The sequence below is a fragment of the Pseudomaricurvus alkylphenolicus genome (assembly GCF_011683955.1).
In the GTDB taxonomy this organism is placed as follows: domain Bacteria; phylum Pseudomonadota; class Gammaproteobacteria; order Pseudomonadales; family Cellvibrionaceae; genus Pseudomaricurvus; species Pseudomaricurvus alkylphenolicus.
Map to the genome: position 1 here is coordinate 24,727 of NZ_JAAQPI010000014.1, position 20,832 is coordinate 45,558.

Genomic DNA, 20,832 nt, shown 5'->3' on the forward strand with positions numbered 1-20,832 from the left:
CAACCTGTTACTCGAGCACAGAGGTCGAATAATGATCCAAATGAAAAGAACACTGCTGAAGGGCATCTTATACGGCACGACACTGGCCATCCGACAGGGGTTGAAGTCCAATCCGCCCGCTATCAAGCAAGCGGGTAATACGGATTGTATCGCCCAGATCATGCTTAAAGACACCAGCATTGGCCGTTACTATGTGTTCAAAGACGGGCGCATGGTCGAAACCAAATCCGGCCTCTACGCTGGTCAGCCTCAAGTCAGTCTCGTGTTCCAGGATGTTGATACCGCGCTTGGATTCCTGTCATTGAATGCCGACTATCATTCGATAGTTCACGACGCAAAGAACTTCAAGGCGGCTGTACTTGGTGACAGTAAACTGAGTGTGTGGTTTATGCAGTTGATGAACCTGATTGTCGCCGGTAACCCGCAAATGGGCACCCCTATGCCCGATGGCAGTACGCGTTTTACCACCAATACCAATGGTGGCCCGATGTTCGTCTACGTCAAGGATGACAAGATTCTGAGGATGACGCCGATTGACTTCGACGACGAAGACGCGCAGAGCTGGACAATCGAGGCCCGTGGTAAGAAATTCACACCTCTGAGACAGGGGGTTATCAATCCACATGCCCAGGGACTGAAGTCAACGGTCTACTCCGACAAGCGCATCCTTTACCCCATGAAGCGCGTTGATTTTGATCCCAACGGTGAGCGCAATCCTCAAAATCGTGGCAAGTCGGGCTACGAGCGTATCAGCTGGGAAGAGGCCACCGACATCGTCGCCAACGAAATAAAACGACAGAAGAAAGTGCATGGCCCGGGCGCCATCGCCATGGCGTTTGGATCGCATCACCAGTGGGGAAACGTGGGCTACTATCTGTCGGCGTTGCTACGGTTTGGCAATATGATTGGTTTTACCCGTGTAGTGCCCAACCCGGACAGCTGGGAAGGCTGGTACTGGGGGGCGACCCATCATTTCGGCAACAGCATGCGAGTAGGCATTCCCGGTCACTATGGTTTGGTGGAGGATTGCCTTAAAGAAGCGGAAATGATTGTGTTCTGGTCCAGTGACCCGGAATCCACCAACGGCTATGCCAGCGGACTCGAGGGAACACAGCGACGCTTCTGGGCCAAAGAGTTGGGCATCGATTTTGTACACATTGATCCCAACCTCAATGCAACCGCTCAACTCTACGGAGGGCGCTGGATTCCCGTCAAGCCTGGTACCGACCCTGCGCTGGCGATTGCGATTATGAATGTTTGGGTCAACGAGGGCCTCTACGACAAAGACTACGTCGACGGTCGTACGACCGGATTTGAGCAATGGAAGGCCTACTTGCTGGGCGAAGATGATGGCGTACCCAAAACACCGGAATGGCAAGAGCCCGAAACCGGCGTCAAAGCGCATGTGGTACGAGCGCTGGCACGGGCCTGGGGCAACAAAAAGACCTATCTGGCGGCCGGCGGGCTGGGTACCGGTTTTGGCGGAGCCTGCCGTAATGCCACGGGCAGTCAATGGGCCCGCAACATGATCTTGATGATGGCGATGCAGGGCTGGGGCAAGCCCGGTGTCAACTTCGGTAATCTGCAGGCCGGAACACCATTGGATCACTATTTCTACTTCCCCGGATACGCCGAAGGCGGCATCTCCGGAGAGCTGAATTTTACCGCGTGTGCCGTGAATAACTACCAGCGCATGCCCCACGTCCTGAGCATGAACCCGGTTAAGCAAATGATCCCGCGCCAGCGCCTTGCCGACGCCATTGTCGACGGCAAGGCGACCGGCTATCTCTGGGACGGTTCGTCGGCGGAGGCGCAGTTTGCGCCATTCCAATACCCGATGCCGGGCTACTCGCCGGTGCACATGATCTACCGCTATGGTTCCTCCAGTTTTGGCACGGTCGCCAACTCGGATCGATGGGTGGACATGTATCGTCACGATTCCCTTGAGTGTGTTGTCAACCAGTCCATCTGGATGGAAGGCGAAGCCCACTTTGCCGATATCATTCTGCCGGCCTGTACCTCGTTCGAACGCCATGATATCAGTGACTGGGGCAACTCCGGCGGTTACATTCATCACAATACCGATCAGCTTAACCATCGCACGGTGGTATTTCAGCACAAGTGCATCGAACCACTGGGGGAGTCCAAGTCCGACTACCAGATTTTTACGGAAATCCTCAACAAACTCGGTCTCGGGGCTATGTTTACCGAGGGATGTTCCGAGCTCGATTGGTGCAAGCGCGTATTCGAATCCTCGGATCTGCCAAAATACACCAGCTGGAAGAAGTTTCTCAAAAAAGGCTACCACGTGATTGCACCGCCGCCGGAAAACCTGCGCACACCGGCCTACTTCCGCTGGTTTGCGGAAGATCGTCATAAAGATGTTCCCGAGCCTTTGCCGCTGCCGTCGCAATGGGCCGACGAGGCCGGCAAGGGGCTGCAGACCCCGTCCGGAAAAATTGAGTTTGTCGCCACCACGATACAAAGGGGAGATCCCGACAATCCGGAGCGACCGGCCCTGAACCGCTATGTACCCTCTTGGGAGGGGATGCGCACGCAGGAACTGGTGGACAAATATCCGCTGCAGCTGATCACCTCACATTCACGCTATACCTTTCACACCTATGGTGACGCCAAGGACAGTACCATCAATGACATCGCTGACCACAGGGTATGCATAGACGGCTACTACTACTGGATTTTGCGTATCAACCCTGCTGATGCCAAGGCTCGTGGCTTGCGGCACCACGACCTGGTGCGGGTTCACAATGACCGGGGCAGCGTTATCTGTGCCATTGATGTATCGCCGCTGATGGCGCCAGGCACACTCAAAAGCTGGGAATCCTGCGCGGAAGTGGATCTCTTTGAAGATCCGCGATTTGGCAGAGTGGATCGCGGAGGATCGCTGAATCTTCTGACGCCGCAACGCCCGCAGGTGAAAAATACCGAGGGTATGGGTAGCAACTCTTGTCTGGTTGAGGTCGAAAAGTGGACCTACGCCAACGAAGAATTGATAAGAGCATAGGTGGCCAACATGCAAAAGTGGAATCTGATCATCGATGTGGCGAAGTGCGAGAATTGCCACAACTGTACCTTGTCAAGCAAGGACGAACACGAAGGCAATGACTTTCCCGGCTACGCCGCCGCGCAGCCGCGCCACGGCGCTGAGTGGATAAAAATCAAGCGCAGGGTTCGAGGTGAGGGCACCATGGTTGAGGCCAACTACCAACCCACCATGTGTAATCACTGCGACGACGCACCCTGCCTGGCCGCAGGTGTTGACGGCGCGGTGAGAAAGCGCGACGACGGCATTGTGATCATAGATCCGGACAAGGCCAAAGGCCGTAAGGATCTGGTGGAGACTTGCCCCTACAACGCCATTCACTGGAATGAAGAATTGCAACTGCCTCAAGTCTGGATCTTTGATGCTCACCTGCTGGATCAGGGTTGGAAGGCGCCTCGTTGCCAACAGTCCTGCCCGACCAAGGCGATAGAAGCCGTGAAGATCACCGATGGGCAAATGAATGCCCGGGTGGCAAGGGAAAAACTGCGAGTCTTGCGGCCGGAGTTCGAGGCAAAACCAAGAGTCTACTACAAAAATCTGCACCTGATGGACACGGAATTTCTGGGGGGCAGTGTGCAGTGCCGGATCAATGATCAGATCGAATGTATTGAGGGCGCTGAAGTCAAATTACTGCGTGATAATTGCGAACTGGCAAAGGTGATGACTGATGTATTCGGCGATTTCAAATTTGATGGACTGGAACCCGGCAGTAAAGATTACACTCTGAAAGTCAGTCATCCGAGCTATGGTTCGGCGTCGGTAACAGCAGATCTTCCCAACAGCCGTTACATTGACAACATCCTGCTCGAGCCCTGAGGAAAACAACATGTCAGTACAGTTTCTCAAACACGTGGCATTGACAATACCACATGAAGACAGTGATCGCGCGATCGACTTTTACGGCGCCTTCGGATTGCAGGTGCGACGCGGATCTGAACGGATTTCGTTTACCTGCAGCGGGCGTCGTTACGAATCCCTGCTGTTGCTTCCCGGTGACGGTGGCAAGAAACTCCATCATATTGCCATGGGAACCAATTCAGAAGGTCTGGCAGACATTCGGCGAAATATGGAGAACTTTGGCCTGTGCAACGAAACCGCGCCGCCGGGTTTCAGTTCGCAGGTTGACGATGTCTGGTGCCGGAGCCCACAAGGGTTCCTGTTTCACATCAGCGTTTGTGAGCGGGAGCGAGAAGTAACACCGGAGCAACCATTCCTGATCAATTCTCCCGGTCACTACAATCGCATCAATGGTGGAGCGCTGCCACCAAAATCCGAACTGCCGACAGTACGCCCACGAAAACTGGGGCACAGTTTGTTGTTTACACCAGACCTGAACAAGAGCATCGAATTTCTTATACAGGTGCTGGGCATGCGCCTGTCAGATCGCTCTCAGGACGTTGTGGCATTTCTGCACTGTCAGGGAGGAAGCGATCACCACGTCATCGCCTTGGCGCAGTCAACCGCCATTGGTTTTCATCACGCCAGTTTTATGGTGGCAACGCCGGATGAAGTGGGTCGCGGTGGGCAACAGATGGCGCAACAGGGTTATGAAAAAGGCTGGGGCTTTGGAAGACACGCCATCGGTTCGAATTTCTTTCACTATGTCCAGGACCCTTGGGGCAGTTTTATCGAGTATTATGCCGACATCGACTACATCGACAACAGTGACACCTGGGAAGCCAAAAACTGGCCGCTGGAAGATTCACTGTTTACCTGGGGACCAAACCCGCCAGAAGATTTTGTTCACAACTACGAGGCGTAGCGGATGCCTGCACAGGGTAACCGCAAAAGCCGAATGCAATCGCCAGGAGACTTATTATGAAATTGGTTCGATTTATCGCTGACAACGGCCCGCGTACGGGAGTGGTTGTAGCAGCCGGAGAAAATGCGAACGGCGGCATTGTCGATTTGCTTCAGGCAAAGGCCGAATACACCGATATTATGGAGATCATCAACGCCGGACAACCAGCGCTGGAATCCTTGAACAGCGCGGCTGCTGATTGCCCACCGCACTATCGTCTTGAAGACGTCACGTTGTTGGCGCCCATCGTCAAGCCCGGCAAGTTTCTTGCGATTGGCATGAACTATAAGAAGCATCAACAAGAGGCGGCCAGGCTGGGTGTGCAGGAGCAGACCAAACAAGTGTGGTTCAACAAGCAGACCAGCTGCATTACTGGCCCTTACGCCGACATCGATCCGGGGGTGACCGAAAAGCTGGACTATGAGGTGGAGCTCGGCGTGGTGATTGGCAAGCCAGCGAAGGGCGTCAGCAAGGAACATGCCCGCGAGCATATCTTCGGGTATTTTGTTGTCAATGATGTGTCTGCGCGCGATTGGCAGTTCCATACGCCGACCTTTACCATGGGCAAATCGTTTGATACCCATGGCCCCATGGGCCCCTGGATTGTCACGGCTGACGAAATCGATGATCCGCAAAACCTGGGTTTGCGCTGTATCGTCAACGGTGAGGTTCGCCAGTCCAACAACACCTCACAAATGGTGCATGACATTGATTCGCAGATAGAGTACCTGTCAACGGCTTTCACATTGGAGTCAGGCGACCTGATTGCTACCGGCACGCCTGAAGGCGTCGGTGTGGCAATGGAGCCGGCTGTCTTCCTTCAGCCGGGTGATGTCGTGCGCTGCGAAATCGACGCGATAGGTGCTATTGAAAACAAAGTTAAGATCTAAATCCACTAAGGATTCAGTCGAACATCTAAGGGCGTAGCCGCACGCCGAAGGGGTCTCATTGAATGAGGCCCCTTTTGCTTATGCTTATCAATAGGGCCACATCAAACCAATAGCAGGCCATGCTTCGAAAGCGGGAAGTCCCGATAACGTTTGCCGGTTGCTCGATATAACGCATTAAGTACGGCGGGTGCCGCGACGGCAATGGTCGGCTCTCCTACGCCTCCCCAGGTATCAGCACGGCTCTCCATGATAATGGTTTCGACCTCGGGCGTCTGGGCCATGCGCATGGACGGGTAGGTGTCAAAGTTGTGCTGTTCAATACGGCCGCCTTTGACGGTACATGCCTGCATGAACAAGGCTGACAGACCAAAGACGAATGAACCGGATACCTGACGTCGAATCTGCGCGGGATTGACAGCATAGCCACAGTCCGTGGCCGCAACGATGCGATGTATCTTGACCCGATTACCCTCGGACACTGAGAGTTCGCAGGCGGCCGCGACGTAACTGCCATAAGCATGTGCCTGGGCCAGGCCACGGTATCTGTCTTCTGGCGCCGATTGATCCCAGCCAATGCGATCAGCGACCGCATCCAGTACGGCTCGATGGTTGGGGTGCTCATGCATGTGCTCGCGACGAAAACGGTAAGGGTCCTTGCCGGCGGCCTCAGCCAGTTCATCCATAAAACACTCCAGAAACAGGGCATTTTGATTGATGTTGACACCTCGCCAGAAGCCGGGCGGCACATGGGAGTTGCGCATTACATAGTCGATCAGCAGCGAGGGAATGCCGTAGCCAATGCTGGCATCACCACCGCGGTTCAAGCCCTGAAAGACGAAGGGGTCTTTATGGTTGAAGCGGGCATAGAGCTGGGGTCTGGCACCGGCCAGAATCGACTGGCCGCACAGCCGCATTCGCAGCCCCTGCAATTGACCCTGGTTGCTTATAGCCGCTTGCAACTTGCAATGCATTACCGGGTGGTAGCGGCTGTGAGTCATGTCTTCTTCGCGTGACCAGAGCAGCTTGACGGGCCGACCGGGAACTTGTCTGGCAATCTGAACGGCCTGGCTGAGAAAGTCATCGTCATAATGCCCCCTGCGGCCGAACCCGCCACCGATAATCAGTTTATGGACTTCGCATTGAGCGGGCGGCAGTTCCGAGGCTCTGACGACCTCCTGAAATGCTTTCTCGCCATCTTGTGTGGGTACCCATGCCTCACAACGGTGACCATCGTAAAAGACGGTGGCGTTCATGGGTTCCATCGGCGCTTGCGTCTGGTGGGGATAGGCGTAAACCGCCTCCAGCATCTGCTCAGTATTGTCGAACATACGCTCGGGATCACCGTTGCGGTTGCCGACAACGGCGTCTTCCGACGACAACCCCTCCCTCAGCATAGCGTCGACGGCATCGCTGGTTTGCGTGGCATTGGGGCCTTCGTCCCATTGGATATCAAGGTTGTCGAGTGCCTTGTTGGCCCGCCACCAAGTGTCGGCTACCACGGCAATCGCATCATCACCAATCGTCACCACCTTTTCGATGCCACGTTGCTGTAATACATTTGCTGAACGGTAGCTCTTTAGCCGACCCCCAAAAACCGGACATCTCCGCACGGAGGCATTTAACATATCCGGCAACCGTACATCAGCTCCATAGACTTGTTTGCCATTGACTTTGTCGCCTGTGTCGAGTCGTTTCAGAGGCTTGCCAATAATCTTCCAGTCTGCTGGTGACTTGAGCACCAAGCTGTCAAAATTGAACTCCTTCGGTTGGATGTCTTGCGCAAGTCTTGCCGCTTCTTCCGCAACTTCACCGTAGCGAAACCGGCGTCCAGAGGGCGCGTGAATAATGACGCCGTTATTCGCGCGACAGTCTCCCCTGTGAACCCTTAATCGTTTTGCAGCGGCCAGTACAAGCAACTCACGAGCGATGGCTCCGCCTTTACGTACGTATTCGTGGGAGTCACGAATCCCGTGGCTTCCAAAGGTACCAAAAGCGCCCCAGGGGCGACCGCGTTTCGCACTTTCTCCTGGGGTGGGGAATTCGGTTACGATCTTCGACCAATCGCACTCAAGCTCTTCCGCCACCAGTTGCGCCAGTCCTGTGAGTGTGCCCTGGCCCATCTCCGAGCGAGCAATACGTATTAACACCGTGTCATCGGATCGAACCACCACCCAGGCATTGACTTCATCGCTCCGAATATTGCCGGTTTCCGTGGCGTTGGCTGCAGTGGGAATGGCAACGCCGATTGCCAACCCGCTGCAGGCGAGAGCCGATCGGGCAAGAAACACGCGTCGGCTGATTTTGACTTCCGCTTTCATGGTTGGCTCCTTAGTCTTGATCGGCGGCGGCAAGATGTATGGCTTGGCGAACTTCTTGAAAAGTACCACAGCGACAAATATTGGTAATCTGATCGTCAATGTCTGCGTCGGACGGAGAAGGGGTTGTCTCCAGCAACGCCACAGTGGCCATAATCATTCCTGACTGACAATAGCCGCATTGAGGGGCGTCGGCTTCGATCCATGCCCGTTGTATTTTGTGTAACTTGCCGCTCCTTTCCAGGCCTTCGATGGTGGTTATTTTTTTACCGGAGGCTGCGGCAATCGGGAAAACGCAGGATCGCAATGCAATTCCGTCCACCTGTACCGTACAGGCTCCGCATTGTGCTTTACCACAACCATACTTTGTGCCTGTCAGGCTAAGTTGTTCCCGTAATACCCACAGCAGTGGCGTGTCGGGTTCAACATCAAGGGAGTACTCTTTGTCGTTGACGGTCAGACGGATCATGGTTTCTCCTTGTGAAGGTGGGGAAAAAACAGCCGGAAATTCAGGGCGAGGATACTGGAAATTTGCTGCCGGAGGAAAGCAATTTCTGCGATAGAATTTTGGCATCAAAACGCCATGATCAATATCTTGTTTGCCTGCAGGCATTGGAGATAAAGTGTGGCACACACGGAAAAGAAAACCGTAAAAAAACGCTGCTTTAACTGCCTACAATTATAAGTACTGGTGTTGTTATATCGCGGCTATTCAATAACAAAACTTTCGGACGGAGAGAATGATGAAAACAAGCCGACGCTACCCAACGAAGCATTTTCCCTTATCGATGTTAACCCTGTCGCTAATGCTCGCCAATCACAGTCATGTCGTCGCCGAGGATGAGCTCTTTTCGCTTGAGGAAATAGTGGTTACCGCACAACGCAAGGAAGAAGGTCTGCAAGACGCCGCCATTGCCATCGATGTGGCAACGGGAGAAGACTTGGTGGAGGCAGGCATCACGGACATGGCTCGGCTCGAGGAATTATCTCCGGGACTGACTATCCAGCCGACCAGCAACGGTAATCTGATCTTTATCCGGGGCGTGGGCAATTTCACTGTGACAGCCAACAGCGATCCTGCTTCGGCCTTTAACTACGATGGCGTCTATGTTGCGCGACCCACTTCCTCCACTGGGGTCTTCTACGATCTTGACCGGGTGGAAATTCTGAAGGGCCCCCAGGGTACTCTTTACGGGAGGAATGCCACGGGTGGCGCGATTAACGTGATACCTACTCGCCCGCAACTGGGAGAGACCGGTGGCTATCTGACAGCCAGCGTGGGTACACTCGATGGCGTGGACGCTGATGCAGTAACCGTCGAGGGTGCGGTCAATGTCTCCCTCAATGACGCCAATGCGGTGCGATTGTCAGGCAGTTATGTTGACCAGGACCCGACCTTTGAGGACGGTACCAACGACAATGAGACACAAGCTCTGCGCATGCAGTGGTTGTCCGAAGTGTCCCCGGACTTGACGGTAAGGGTATCCGGTGACTATGCACGTAAAGATGATGTGGGTACCAGCGTGACTTACTTGGGGCGATACGCCTTTAACCCCTATCTTGATCAATATGCTTATATTCCCTCTGGTTTATCAGAGTCTGAAGGGCTTTATTCGGACCAGGCGCAAGCGTTCCGTCAGCAGCAACTCGCGGGACCTTCAGGGCGTTTGGGAGACACCCTTGATCACTTTCCTTTTCAGGACAATCAGTATTACGGTTTGCATGCTGAAATTGAATACGAAACCGATCTGGGTACAGTAACGCTGCAGCCCGCCTGGCGAAAGTCTGAGCTGGATTATCTGTCTTCGGCGGCGGCGTTCCTTTATCGCCAGAAACAAAGCGATGAACAATTCAGCTTCGAAGCCCGAATTGCCGGTACTCGCGGCATTGTAGATTATATTGTCGGTGCTTATTACTACGAAGACTCCACGGAACTGGATACTTCCTTGACGCTGTCAGCGGTAACTTCCTTTTTGGATACCGACTACAGCACAGAATCCTATGCGACTTTCGCGCGCCTGACGGCCAATATCACGGAGGACTTCCGCCTGGTAGCCGCCGTTCGATATACGGAAGACAACAAAGAAACCGACGACAATGTGGTAGGCGGATCAATCATCTGTACCACATTAACGCTTGGTATTCCGTGTTTCGATGCACCGTTGTTCCCGCTGGTGGACTCGCCTGATGATATACCCTTTCCGTTTCCGGCAACCGGCATGCCGCCGGTGCCAGTTGGTGAGAGAGCCATCGCCATACGCAATGAAACCCACATCGACGATGACCTCAGTAACGATAAGGTAACCTATCGCCTCGGTGTTGAATACAATCTGGCCGAACAGTCACTGTTGTACGCCAGTGTTGAAACCGGTTATCGCTCGGGTGGATTTAACAGCGGTGCCATCGGGTTTGAATCATTTGATCCGGAATACATCACGGCTTTTACCCTGGGCTCCAAGAACCGCTTGTACGATGATCGTCTGCAGTTGAATCTGGAGGCGTTCTACTGGGAATACGAGGACCAGCAGGTTTCCCACGTTGGTCTTGATGCCGCCGGTCGCACCACTAACATTACCGAGAATATTGGCAAGTCGGAGATTCGCGGGATAGAGATTGAAACCAAGTTTCTGCTCACGCCAGATACCCTGCTCAGCGCAGATGTTCACTACCTGGACGCGGAGAACACCGCCTTCGAATATCAGAACCCGGACGTCGGGCTGCCACCCAACGTAGGGTGTGATATGTCACTGGCAGAGGGCGGAGGCTTTTGGGACATCGACTGTACAGGAAAACCGGCTTTCAACTCACCCAAGTGGACGGTTAACCTGGGCGTTGAGCAAAGCTTTACCGTATTCAAGGATTTTGAACTCACAGCCAGCCTTGATTCTCAATACAAGAGCGGCAGCTATTCGGGCTTCAACTACTTGAAAGAGCAGTATCGGGAGTCATTCTGGTTAACCAATGCCAGTCTGAAACTGACCAACGCTGATGAAAGCTGGTCAGTCTCCGCCTATGTCCGCAATATTGAAGGGGACAGAACGCCTAACTACATCTCTGCCACTCCTGTGCTAAATTACTTGGTTAGTGGTGTGAGTTTACCCAGGAACTACGGCCTCAGATTTTTCTACCAGTTCTAGCCGAGGCGGAAAGCAGCCACACGGACGATGGCGGCGCTTGGCGCCGCCATCGTGGTTAAACCCGAAAAAGCGAGTGTTATGAAAAGCAGCCAAATTAAAGCCAATCTCTTTTCCTGTCTGTCGGGGCGCTGGGCAGTGGCGCAGGACCATGCCATCCCTGGCGCGCCTTTGATCGTCGCCATCCATGGCGGCTCCTATACATCGGAGTATTTTGATGTGCGGGGCTATTCCCTTTTTGATCGCGCCAGCGCACTGGGGTTGCCAATCATTGGTCCCGACCGCCCGGGCTACGGCATGAGCATCAAACTCGAAGACGCCAGGTCTGACATTCAAGGGCAGGCCGCCTATTTGCTCAAGGCGCTGGAGCAAGCCTGGCAGCTATACGGCAATGATTGCCCCGGCATGGTGATCATCGCGCATTCCATCGGCGCGGCGATAGCGCTCACCATTGCCGCCGACAACCGGACCCTGCCCCTGTTGGGCGTGGCCGTATCGGGTGTGGGGCTGAGAACACCGGCACACTTTGTTGAGGCCTGGGAAAATCTGCCCGGCACCTCGGTGGTGGAAATGTCGGCGGAACTCAAGGACGACGTGATGTTTGGTCCCTGCGGCAGCTTTACCAGTGATATGCCAATGGCCAGCCATCGTGCCGATTCGACCGCGCTGCGAGCGGAATTGCTGGACATCGTCGGCGGATGGTCAGGCAGGGCCAGAGAGGTGCTCGGCAAAATATCAGTGCCGGTGCACTATCGACAGGCGGACGCTGATAAGCTCTGGATCGTTGATCAGAATGAGGTAACGCAATTTGCCCAGGCACTGACCAGCGCCCCCCGGGTCGATGCGCAACTGGTCGACAATACCGGTCATTGCATGGACTTTCACCGTGTCGGTGCCGCGCTGCAGGTTCAGCAATTGGGCTTTGCGCTTCAGTGTGCCATTGCCTAAGCGCATCTGATTCTTCTCTTTAATCATTTTTCGGTTCCCCGTAGAGACTCGTGGAGTAGATAGCTATGTCTGGAATAAAGCGACGTGACTTCGTCGGCGGTGCCGCTGCCGCAGCATTGCTGGCAACGGGGTACGGCACGCGAGCAAATCAGGCAGCCGTAAAGGTACGCACCATTGCTACAGAAGAAGCCTATGCTCCCCAGGCCTATTTTGAAGAATTCCTGAAGAAGGCCAAACGCGACGACACTATGGTCACGCGCTATCTGAAGATGTATTACGAGAAGCCACAAGTCGTCAAGCAGCTCAGCAATATTGAGGTTCGCTTGGCCGATATGGATCAACACGGTATCGATATGCAACTGTTGGGCATGACGGCACCTGGCGTCCAGGTATTTGATGCTGATCTTGGCACAGATCTGGCCGCGCAGACCAACGACGAAATCTCCGCAATCATGCGTCGCTATCCGGGCCGGTTTGCCGGTCTGGCGGCCGTGGCACCGCAGTCTCCGCAAAGGGCGGCGCTGGAAATTGAACGGGCGATGGGTCAGCTTGGGTTCAGCGGGATTATTATCAATTCGCACACCAACGGAGAGTTTCTCGACCACCCCAAATTCGAGCCGATACTGCAGGCGGCCACCCAACACCAAGCGCCTGTCTATTTACATCCGACCTTCCCCCCCGACTCCATGATAAACGCTTACAGTGATTACGGAATGATGGGAGCACTGTGGGGCTTTCAGGCAGAGTGTTCCTTGCACGTCACTCGAATGATTCTCTCAGGTGTGTTTGACCGCTACCCGGGGCTTACCATGGTGTTGGGTCATATGGGAGAGGGATTGCCCTATTGGCTGGGTCGAATGGACAATCGTTACCAGAATATTCTGCGTCGCGGGGGGTTGGCACCGCTGGGAATGACCCGTCTGAAACGTTTGCCGAGTGACTATTTCCGCAGCAATTTTTACGTGACAACCAGTGGCATGAACTGGCTTCCGCCGCTGCAATACTGCCTCGACTTGCTTGGGCCGGATCGGGTGATGTTTGCTATTGATTACCCTTTTGAACGCACAGCTGATGCGACTGGCTTCTTGAAGGCCGCTCAAGAAAATATCTCAGCACAGGCGTTTGCCAAGATAGCCCACCGCAATGCCGAGTCGCTATTCAAGCTCGGTTAGAGCGGTGATTGCTGTAGAGGATTTCCGGATCACCTGTCGTATCAATACCAGAGTCAGAGTTTGTTATGTCCGTGATGAAAGCTGCAATTGTCAGTGAGTTTTGCCGTCCCCCTGCCCTGGGGGAGTTCGAGATTCCCGAGGCGCGGGAAGATGAAGTCATCGTCTCGGTGGAGGCCGCCGCGCTCAGCCAGTTGGTGCGTCTGCAAGCCTCTGGCAAGCATTACTCCAGCGGTCAGCCTCCTTTTGTACCGGGTGCCGATGGTGTCGGGCGACTGCAAAACGGGCAGCGGGTTTACTTCGCTTTTCCCCGGGCGCCAGTGGGTGCCATGGCAGAGCAGGTGGCTGTCAAACGGACGCACATTGTCGAACTGCCGCACAAACTCGACGGCGTGACCGCTGCCGCCATAGCCAATCCGGGTATGTCATCCTGGGCAGCGCTGGTCTCGCAGTGTCGATTTCGCGCCGATGAGACTGTGCTGATTAATGGCGCCACCGGAGCATCGGGCAAGCTGGCCATAAGTATTGCCCGCCACCTCGGAGCCGCACGAGTCATCGCTACCGGTCGTAATCCGGATCACCGGGAGGCCATGCTGGCATTGGGGGCCGATGATTATCTGCTAACCACCGACGGTGCACGCTTTGAACAGCAGCTGAAGGGAGAATTTGAACGCGGCGTGGACGTGGTGTTGGACTACTTGTGGGGAGCGCCGGCCGAAGCCATTCTGCAAGCGGCTACAGGCAAAGGGCCCGGCAATCCAGAACGTCGTATCCGCTTTGTCAATATCGGTGCCCTGGGCGGTTTGAATATTACTCTACCGGCGGCGGTGGTGCGCAGCAGTCGCCTGGAGATTATCGGCAGTGGTCTGGGCAGTGTACACATGGCAGATCTGATCCAGGCCATTGCCGGTGTAATGCAGGCTGTCGATAACGCAGGGCTGAGTATAGATACCCACGCGGTGAACATTGATCACGTGGAAGAGGCGTGGAGCACGTCGTTCCCTGGCCGGACGGTGTTTACCATTTGAGATCCGACAATCGCCAGCGCAACAATGGTGTTCCCTTTCAGTAAATTTCCGGAGAAAATCTGTGGCGAGCACATGCTCGTTCCTCCAGCACTGCACCATAGCTGTCAAAGTAGCAAAGCTGGCTGTATGTGCTGATAATACTCGCGATAGCGCCTTCGCTTTTCAACTGTAGTAAATGGCTGTTGAATTCCTCCGCCATGGCACTGGTTTTTGCCCCGAGGGAAACCCGGGAAAACACGGGCAGAATGGTAAACGCGGGCAGGCTCTTCAAAATACTGATGTGATGCGCCACAAAAAGCTCTGCTGCAGCCGGCAAGAGCATATCCGGATGGCCTGCGACAACGTCAATGCGGCGGCTCATTAGAGCCTTGATGGCGTACAGCATTTTATTGTATTGGTAAAGGCGGCTGAAATTGCGAAACAAGGGTGAAGTACGGACAGTGGGAGAGTGTCGCAGGATACCGATACGCTTGCTGTTGGGATGTTCGATTTCGGCCAGGGCCGTGGGCTCACTGCGCAGTGTTATCAGTATGTCGTTGCTGCGGTAGAAAGGGGTTTCGCCAATCAGTAAGTAAGCGGTATCCGACCGCTGCGGTTTGTCGACGGTTGACAGGTAAACCGACGCGTCGATCCGCCCTGCGGTGATGCCGTCATTGAGACGCTTTAACGGCATTGGTCGAAAGGAATAGCGGTGCCCCATGCGCTGCAACACCGCTTTGAAAATGTCCACATGAATGCCCCGATACTTCCCCCTTTCAAGGTAGGCCCAGGGGCGGCTTTCGTACACGCCAACAACCAGTGGCGTTTGAGCCGGGCTGGCGAAGGAGCCCTGGCAGGACAGTAGCAGCAATCCCGCCATAGCTCGCCGCATTCCCGATCGCAGTCTCATGGTTCGGGCCGGGCTGCCAGCGCCTAGTCCAGATTGTTGATCCAGTGGCGACATTGGGCATGTAATTGTGCTTCCTCCTCACTGTATGCGGTGATCAGTTGGGGATCGCACGTCACCCCTCTGACGGCGAACCACCAGTAGAGGTATTTCGCCTGCGGGGGAAAGTCTTTAACGACCTCGTCGTTCCAGGGCAGAGTCGCGCCAGGCGCAGGAGTGTTGGGGTTTATCACGTCTTTGTCATAAACAGCGGTTCTGTTGACGATTCTCCAGACATTATTGCGTTTTTCCACACGGTCGAAGAATCTGAAGTGCCCTTCAAAATCAAACCACACCCCTTCAAAATGGTCTCGAATCAGCAACACGGCGTTGCAACGGCTGAATCCCCGTGCGCCATTGGTTTCGATCCAGTTGTTGCAGATCAGGTGCTTCATGTGCATGCCCAGAGGACGATTTTCCGCCATTTCCTTCGAGCGTGATAAGAAAGTTTCGGCGGGAGCCTGAATCCAGGATATACGAATGTCGGCGCCGTCGTGGAAGCACTCTGACAGCGCCTCCCAGTCATCGCTGTCGCGGGCCAGCGCCCAGCGGAACACCAGCTCCTCGATAAGGCGCCTGTCTTGCAGTTGTTGGTCCGGGTAATCCATAGTGAGACTCCATTGATGGTCTGATAGTGAAATGATAGGAATCCGCGGCGTTGTTCAGCAGATGACAAAATGCCGTCATTGATAGTGGTTTGTTATCTGCGCAGTGGTGATCAATATTGGTTATCTCGGAGAACGTTTTCGGATCTATTGGAATCGATGGCTGTCGCATAGGATCTACAGGGTCACCTATTAAGATTTAGACAGAAACATTGAAGGGGAGTGCTGAAACACCAATGGTTACCGCTACTGCTGATATGAGGGTACAAAACGAGCTACAAACCCACTCCGTGCCGCTGTTTGCCACGTTTGTAGGTCTGCTTTTTTCGGTGGGAACCCTGGTGGTGTACTCATTCGGTGTCTTTTTTCAGCCTCTGCAGTCGGAATTCGGTTGGGCCAGAAGTGAAATTGCGGGTGCTCTGTCAATCTCCCAATTGGGATTGGTAGTGGCCGGCCCAATTCACGGTCTGCTTATCGATCGCTTTGGTGCGCGCCTGCTGTTGCCACTATCCATACTGGGTTTGGGGATAACCATGGCGTCTCTCTACTGGTTGAGCGGATCCATCTATCACCTCTATGGCTGTTTCCTGCTGATGACGATGCTGGGGGCAACGGCTTCGCCATTGGGCTATTCAAGAATTATCGTGGATCGCTTTGATCGCCATCGTGGCTTGGCGCTGGGGATTGCACTTTCGGCGGTGGGTGTTGGCGCAATGCTGTTTCCGCTCTCCGTCCAGTATCTGATCGACACTCTCGGCTGGCGCAGTGCGTATCTGGCGATTGGCATCGCAGGGCTGGTTCCGCTGTTGTTCTGCCCGCTTATGTTCCGACCCGCAAATGACGCGCACGACAGTTGCTCAACGTCCGTGCAAGCGAAGCCTGCAGGCCCGACTGTACCGGCAGGCAAGCGAACTTTCGCTCTGCTGGGTCTTATTTTCACGGCAATGGGTACGATCACCGTCGGTGTATACGCGCATTTTATTCCCATGTTAACCGATCGCGGGATGGGGGCGGAACAGGCGGCAATGTTCACCGGTCTGGTCGGTGTGGCGGTTATTGTCAGCCGCGGCTTTATCGGATGGGTGGTGGACAATGTACACGCACCTTTGGTTCTGGCAATTATCGCTGGAGGTATTGCACTCGCGTGTACGCTGATGAACATGCAGCTGGGTCCCCTGGCCATTGCTCTGGTGGCTGTACTGCTTGGCCTAGGCCTAGGGGCAGAGATGGACCTCTTGTCATTTCTGGTCAGTCGCTACTGGTCTCCACAGTTATTTGGAACCATCTACGGGCCTCTGTTCGGTATTTTTTCTATTGGCACGGCAGCAGGGCCCTTGTTTATTGGTATGGCTTATGACCATTGGGGCAACTACCAAGTGGCGTTGGTCGGCGCGATACTTATCGCCGCGCTGATTGTGATCTTGTGTAGATTACTGCCGCGTTACTCAACCGATGAATCTGCATAGGAGCGACATAGCGGCGAGGGTGTTGTCGGCGATGGCTTTTGCATTGACATAATAATCATTAAAGAATCAATAACAGAAGGAGGAATGTGAAATGAAACACATGTTCAGAAAACCGCTGGCAGCTGCACTGGCGGCTTTAATGTCACCGCTGGCCATAGTCTCTCTAGACGCGACAGCCGTCATGCTTGAGGAAATTACAGTAACGGCACAGAAACGAGACGAAACTCTGTCCGACGTGCCGATTTCCATTTCAGTGATGAGTCAGGATGGGTTGGACAACTATCAGGTGGATGACCTCTTCGATGTGGCAAACTTCGTTCCCGGAATGGTCTTCAGTCGGGCGCCTGATGACGGTTTGGTACTGAGTTTTCGAGGCGTGGCGAGTGTGTCGCGAAACCAGGCCTATGAACAAGCCGTCGGTGTTTTTCTCGATGGCGTTTTCTTCGGCAAGGGGCGCCTGTATTCCGCTGGCATCTATGATCTTGAGCGCACTGAAATGATCATGGGTACGCAAAGCACATTGCTGGGTAAGAACACCAGTGTCGGCGCCATCAGCTTGGTCACTAAGAAGCCCGGAGATGAATTTGGTGGTTACGCTCAGTTCTCGGCATCGGAACACGGTGGCTACTCAGTAAAGGGTGCAGTAGACATTCCTGCGTCGGAGCGCGTCAAATTCCGGCTGGCGGGCTACTACTCCGAACTGGAAGGCGCCACCAAGAACATCGAGACCGGCAATAACGTACCCATTGACGATAATTATTCGCTGCGCTTTTCTACTCGCTGGGACGTGAGTGATGATGTCGGCGTGGATTTTATGTTCCAGACCGGGCAAGACAATAAGACCGGAGATACCTTCCAGATTGATGCTGACCCCAATGGGCTGGCGGCGGCATTGGGCATAGGGGATCTGAAGCTGGATGACAAGGTCAGCAAGTCTACCGCCTTTGGTCCGGGTGGTGGTGACAGTTCTCACGATACCGACAGTCAGATTGCGAACCTGGTCGTCACCTGGGATCTGGCCAACCACCAGATCACCTCCCAGAGTACCTACGCCAGCTACGATCTCGCGTTCTTCGATGACGTTGATCTGCAACCGGGGGATTATCTTTCCTTTATTCGCGAGGAAGAATATTCGCAATTCAGTCAGGAGTTTCGTATCGCCTCCACCAATGGCGAAACGTTGGACTATATGGCGGGCATCTACTATTTCAGCAGTGACTGGGAGTCTGAGGAGGTATCTTTCTGGGGTTATCCAGGTAATCCACCGGTTGCCGTCGGACCGCTGGTGCCGGGTGATTTGTTCAATGGGCCGATCTTTAACACCATTGAACAAGATGTGGAGTATCTGGCCATGTTTGTCAGTGGCACCTGGCACATCAGTGAACAGTTGCGGTTGGCTGCTGGTCTGCGCTACGCCGAGGAAGAGAAAGACGCGGTGATGGCTCGTTCGCCCATTGAGCCGGCAACCCCGGCGCAGGGCAGCTTGTTTGCTCCCTACACCTTTTGGAATACGGTAGCCAACCCTCCGTTTGCGGCAACGCCCCTGCATTACTCGGAATATATGCTGAACGGCAACCTGAATCTGCAATATGATCTGACTCCGGATTCGATGCTGTATGCCTCTTATGGTAATGGCACCAAAACCGGTGGGTTTGCAGAGTCCAATACTATCGCGAGCGGGAATCCGGAGTTGGAGGCGAGACTGGACGCCGAGACCGTTGATAACTACGAAATCGGTCTCAAATCCACGCTGCTGGGCGGCGCGGCGCAGCTCAATGTTGCTCTTTTCTATATCGATATTGCCGACCTGCAGAAAACGCTGTTCACGGGCACTGAATTTGTAACCGGCAACGCCGATGCCGATTCATCAGGTGTGGATATTTCCGGAAACTGGCGGGTCAATGAACAGTGGTCAATAAATGCCGGTGCCGTATACGCCGATGCAAAGGAGAAAGAGTCCGGTCTCAAACTTGATATCGCACCGCAATGGACAGCCAACCTCGGCTTGCAACTGGATTACGCCATATCCAGCAATCTGTTGTTCGGACTGAGTGGCAACCTTCGCTACCGCAGCGGCCAGTACAGCCAGCCAAAGGAGGGCATACCGGAAGGTGACAGCCTGACAACCCTGGATGTAACCGCCTCCCTGTCCAGCGCCGACGAAACCTGGAAGTTGTCCCTGATCGGTCGCAATGTCAACAATGATATTGCACAGGAGTTTGGTTATCCCTTTACCCATCCCGCCGCATCGGGGGTAGTGAGTTCCGCGTCCAATGCTCTTCGAACCTACCTTGTGCAGTTTACCTACAATTTTTGAGTGTCGATATCGAAATCGACGCGATGACCGATTTCTCTCTGCGACTGATTGCCTCCTTCGGGAGGCATTTTTTTAGACACGACCTTTTTTATTTCAATCCAAAGGGGATTGCTATGTTTGTCAGAAATAGCTGGTATGTTATTGGTGGGTCAGATGAAGTGACAACAACTCCATTAGCCAGAAAAATCTTGGGAGATTCCGTGGTGATTTATCGGAACCTCAGCGGCCGCCCAGTGGCTTTGGAAGATCGTTGCCCTCACCGGCATCTTCCGCTCTCAATGGGAACTGTTCAGGGTGACGAAATTCGTTGTGGCTATCACGGGATGAAATTTGATGCCTCCGGAGAATGCGTTGAGGTACCGAATCAAGACAATATTCCCAACAAAGCCTGCGTTCGGGCTTATCCAGTGGAAGAGCGATTTGGCTGGATATGGATTTGGACGGGCGATAAAGACGAGGCGGACGTGTCGCTAATTCCAGATTTCTCCGTAATGTCTCGACCGGACCGAAAATCGGTAGGAAAGACTAACTATGTCAAGGCAAATTATCAGTTGGTGACTGATAATCTGATGGACCTTAGTCATGTGGCCTTTGTTCACACAACAACCATTGGCAACAATGAAATGGGCGAAAAAGGAAGCATGAGATTGACACCCACAGAAGCTGGTGTCCGAGTAGTACGTCATATCAACGACGTACCTCCTCCGCCAACATACCTTCGTACCAAACAACTGCCAATCGGAAAAAATATCGATCGCTGGAATGTTATCGAATTTATGGCGCCTTGTTTCATCATAATCCACGTAGGGGGAAAGGTGGCTGGCTGTGGTGCGTTGGATGGCGACTATGAGGGGGGATTGAATATGTGGGTGTGTAATGCCATGACTCCAGAAACTGAAACCAGTACACATTACTTCTGGGCATCCGTCAGAGAGTTCGCTTTGGATAGCACAGAAGTAGATGACCTGTTATTTTCCAATGTTAGTGAAGCATTCGAAGAAGACAGAGTCGTTCTCGAGACTCAACAGCGTGTTATTGCCGAGTGTGGTGATTCTTGGTCTTCAGCTCTTAAGGCGGATGCAGGATGCTTGCAGGCGCGTCGGGTAGTGGATCGGCTCCTGCGGGAAGAACGTCATAAAACGGAACAATAGTCAAAGCGGCATACTTATT

The 20,832-nt window shown here is 53.9% G+C and carries 15 protein-coding genes; 11 read left to right on the forward strand and 4 right to left on the reverse strand.

The genetic code is table 11. The features are described from left to right. Positions 1-31 precede the first annotated feature (31 nt). Genes HBA55_RS27530 through HBA55_RS27545 form a run of 4 tightly spaced genes read left to right on the forward strand, consistent with a single transcriptional unit; the run spans position 32 to position 5,755 of the window. Entirely contained in the window at positions 32-3,025 is a 2,994-nt protein-coding gene (locus tag HBA55_RS27530) for a molybdopterin-dependent oxidoreductase (RefSeq protein ID WP_206020006.1), read from the forward strand. Positions 3,026-3,034: 9 nt separating this feature from the next. Continuing rightward, entirely contained in the window at positions 3,035-3,880 is an 846-nt protein-coding gene (locus HBA55_RS27535; RefSeq protein WP_166998125.1) for a 4Fe-4S dicluster domain-containing protein, read from the forward strand. A gap of 10 nt (positions 3,881-3,890) precedes the next feature. Then, a complete protein-coding gene (locus tag HBA55_RS27540) occupies positions 3,891-4,826 on the forward strand; it encodes a VOC family protein (RefSeq protein ID WP_166998126.1) in 936 nt (311 codons plus the stop codon). 56 nt (positions 4,827-4,882) lie between these two features. Next, positions 4,883-5,755, forward strand: coding sequence for a fumarylacetoacetate hydrolase family protein (locus HBA55_RS27545; RefSeq protein WP_166998128.1), 873 nt, complete (start codon positions 4,883-4,885; stop codon positions 5,753-5,755). Positions 5,756-5,856: 101 nt separating this feature from the next. Here the strand turns inward: HBA55_RS27545 and HBA55_RS27550 are convergent, their stop codons facing one another. Together HBA55_RS27550 and HBA55_RS27555 are read right to left on the reverse strand one after the other, a co-directional pair. After that, a complete protein-coding gene (locus tag HBA55_RS27550) occupies positions 5,857-8,073 on the reverse strand; it encodes a xanthine dehydrogenase family protein molybdopterin-binding subunit (protein ID WP_166998132.1) in 2,217 nt (738 codons plus the stop codon). Between the two features lie 10 nt (positions 8,074-8,083). Continuing rightward, on the reverse strand, positions 8,084-8,539 hold the full coding sequence (locus HBA55_RS27555; protein WP_166998135.1) for a (2Fe-2S)-binding protein: 456 nt from the start codon (positions 8,537-8,539) through the stop codon (positions 8,084-8,086). Positions 8,540-8,810: 271 nt separating this feature from the next. Between HBA55_RS27555 and HBA55_RS27560 the strand changes: the two genes are divergently transcribed. The 4 genes from HBA55_RS27560 (at position 8,811) to HBA55_RS27575 (ending at position 14,349) form a co-directional block, all read left to right on the forward strand. Continuing rightward, positions 8,811-11,207, forward strand: coding sequence for a TonB-dependent receptor (locus tag HBA55_RS27560; protein WP_166998137.1), 2,397 nt, complete (start codon positions 8,811-8,813; stop codon positions 11,205-11,207). 78 nt (positions 11,208-11,285) lie between these two features. Beyond that, positions 11,286-12,152: an alpha/beta hydrolase gene (locus HBA55_RS27565; RefSeq protein ID WP_166998140.1), complete on the forward strand. Its 867-nt coding sequence runs from the start codon at positions 11,286-11,288 to the stop codon at positions 12,150-12,152. Positions 12,153-12,217: 65 nt separating this feature from the next. After that, entirely contained in the window at positions 12,218-13,324 is a 1,107-nt protein-coding gene (locus tag HBA55_RS27570; RefSeq protein ID WP_166998143.1) for an amidohydrolase family protein, read from the forward strand. A gap of 65 nt (positions 13,325-13,389) precedes the next feature. Beyond that, positions 13,390-14,349, forward strand: a complete 960-nt coding sequence (locus tag HBA55_RS27575) for a quinone oxidoreductase family protein (protein WP_206020007.1) — start codon at positions 13,390-13,392, stop codon at positions 14,347-14,349. A 37-nt stretch (positions 14,350-14,386) separates the two neighbouring features. On the opposite strand, the gene HBA55_RS27580 is transcribed toward HBA55_RS27575, so the two are convergent. After that, positions 14,387-15,238 carry a substrate-binding periplasmic protein gene (locus HBA55_RS27580; protein WP_166998146.1) on the reverse strand — a complete coding sequence of 284 codons (852 nt, stop codon included), beginning with the start codon at positions 15,236-15,238 and terminating at the stop codon, positions 14,387-14,389. 23 nt (positions 15,239-15,261) lie between these two features. Beyond that, entirely contained in the window at positions 15,262-15,882 is a 621-nt protein-coding gene (locus HBA55_RS27585; RefSeq protein WP_166998149.1) for a nuclear transport factor 2 family protein, read from the reverse strand. Between the two features lie 233 nt (positions 15,883-16,115). On the opposite strand from HBA55_RS27585, the gene HBA55_RS27590 reads away from it, so the two are divergent. The 3 genes from HBA55_RS27590 (at position 16,116) to HBA55_RS27600 (ending at position 20,813) form a co-directional block, all read left to right on the forward strand. Further along, complete coding sequence (locus tag HBA55_RS27590; RefSeq protein WP_166998152.1) at positions 16,116-17,345, forward strand: MFS transporter; 1,230 nt, start codon at positions 16,116-16,118, stop codon at positions 17,343-17,345. Positions 17,346-17,436: 91 nt separating this feature from the next. After that, positions 17,437-19,662 (forward strand): TonB-dependent receptor, encoded by a 2,226-nt coding sequence (locus HBA55_RS27595; RefSeq protein WP_166998154.1) that lies wholly within the window; start codon positions 17,437-17,439, stop codon positions 19,660-19,662. Beyond that, positions 19,659-20,813, forward strand: a complete 1,155-nt coding sequence (locus tag HBA55_RS27600) for an aromatic ring-hydroxylating dioxygenase subunit alpha (protein ID WP_166998157.1) — start codon at positions 19,659-19,661, stop codon at positions 20,811-20,813. The genes HBA55_RS27595 and HBA55_RS27600 overlap by 4 nt, the downstream gene beginning before the upstream one ends. Positions 20,814-20,832 lie beyond the last annotated feature (19 nt).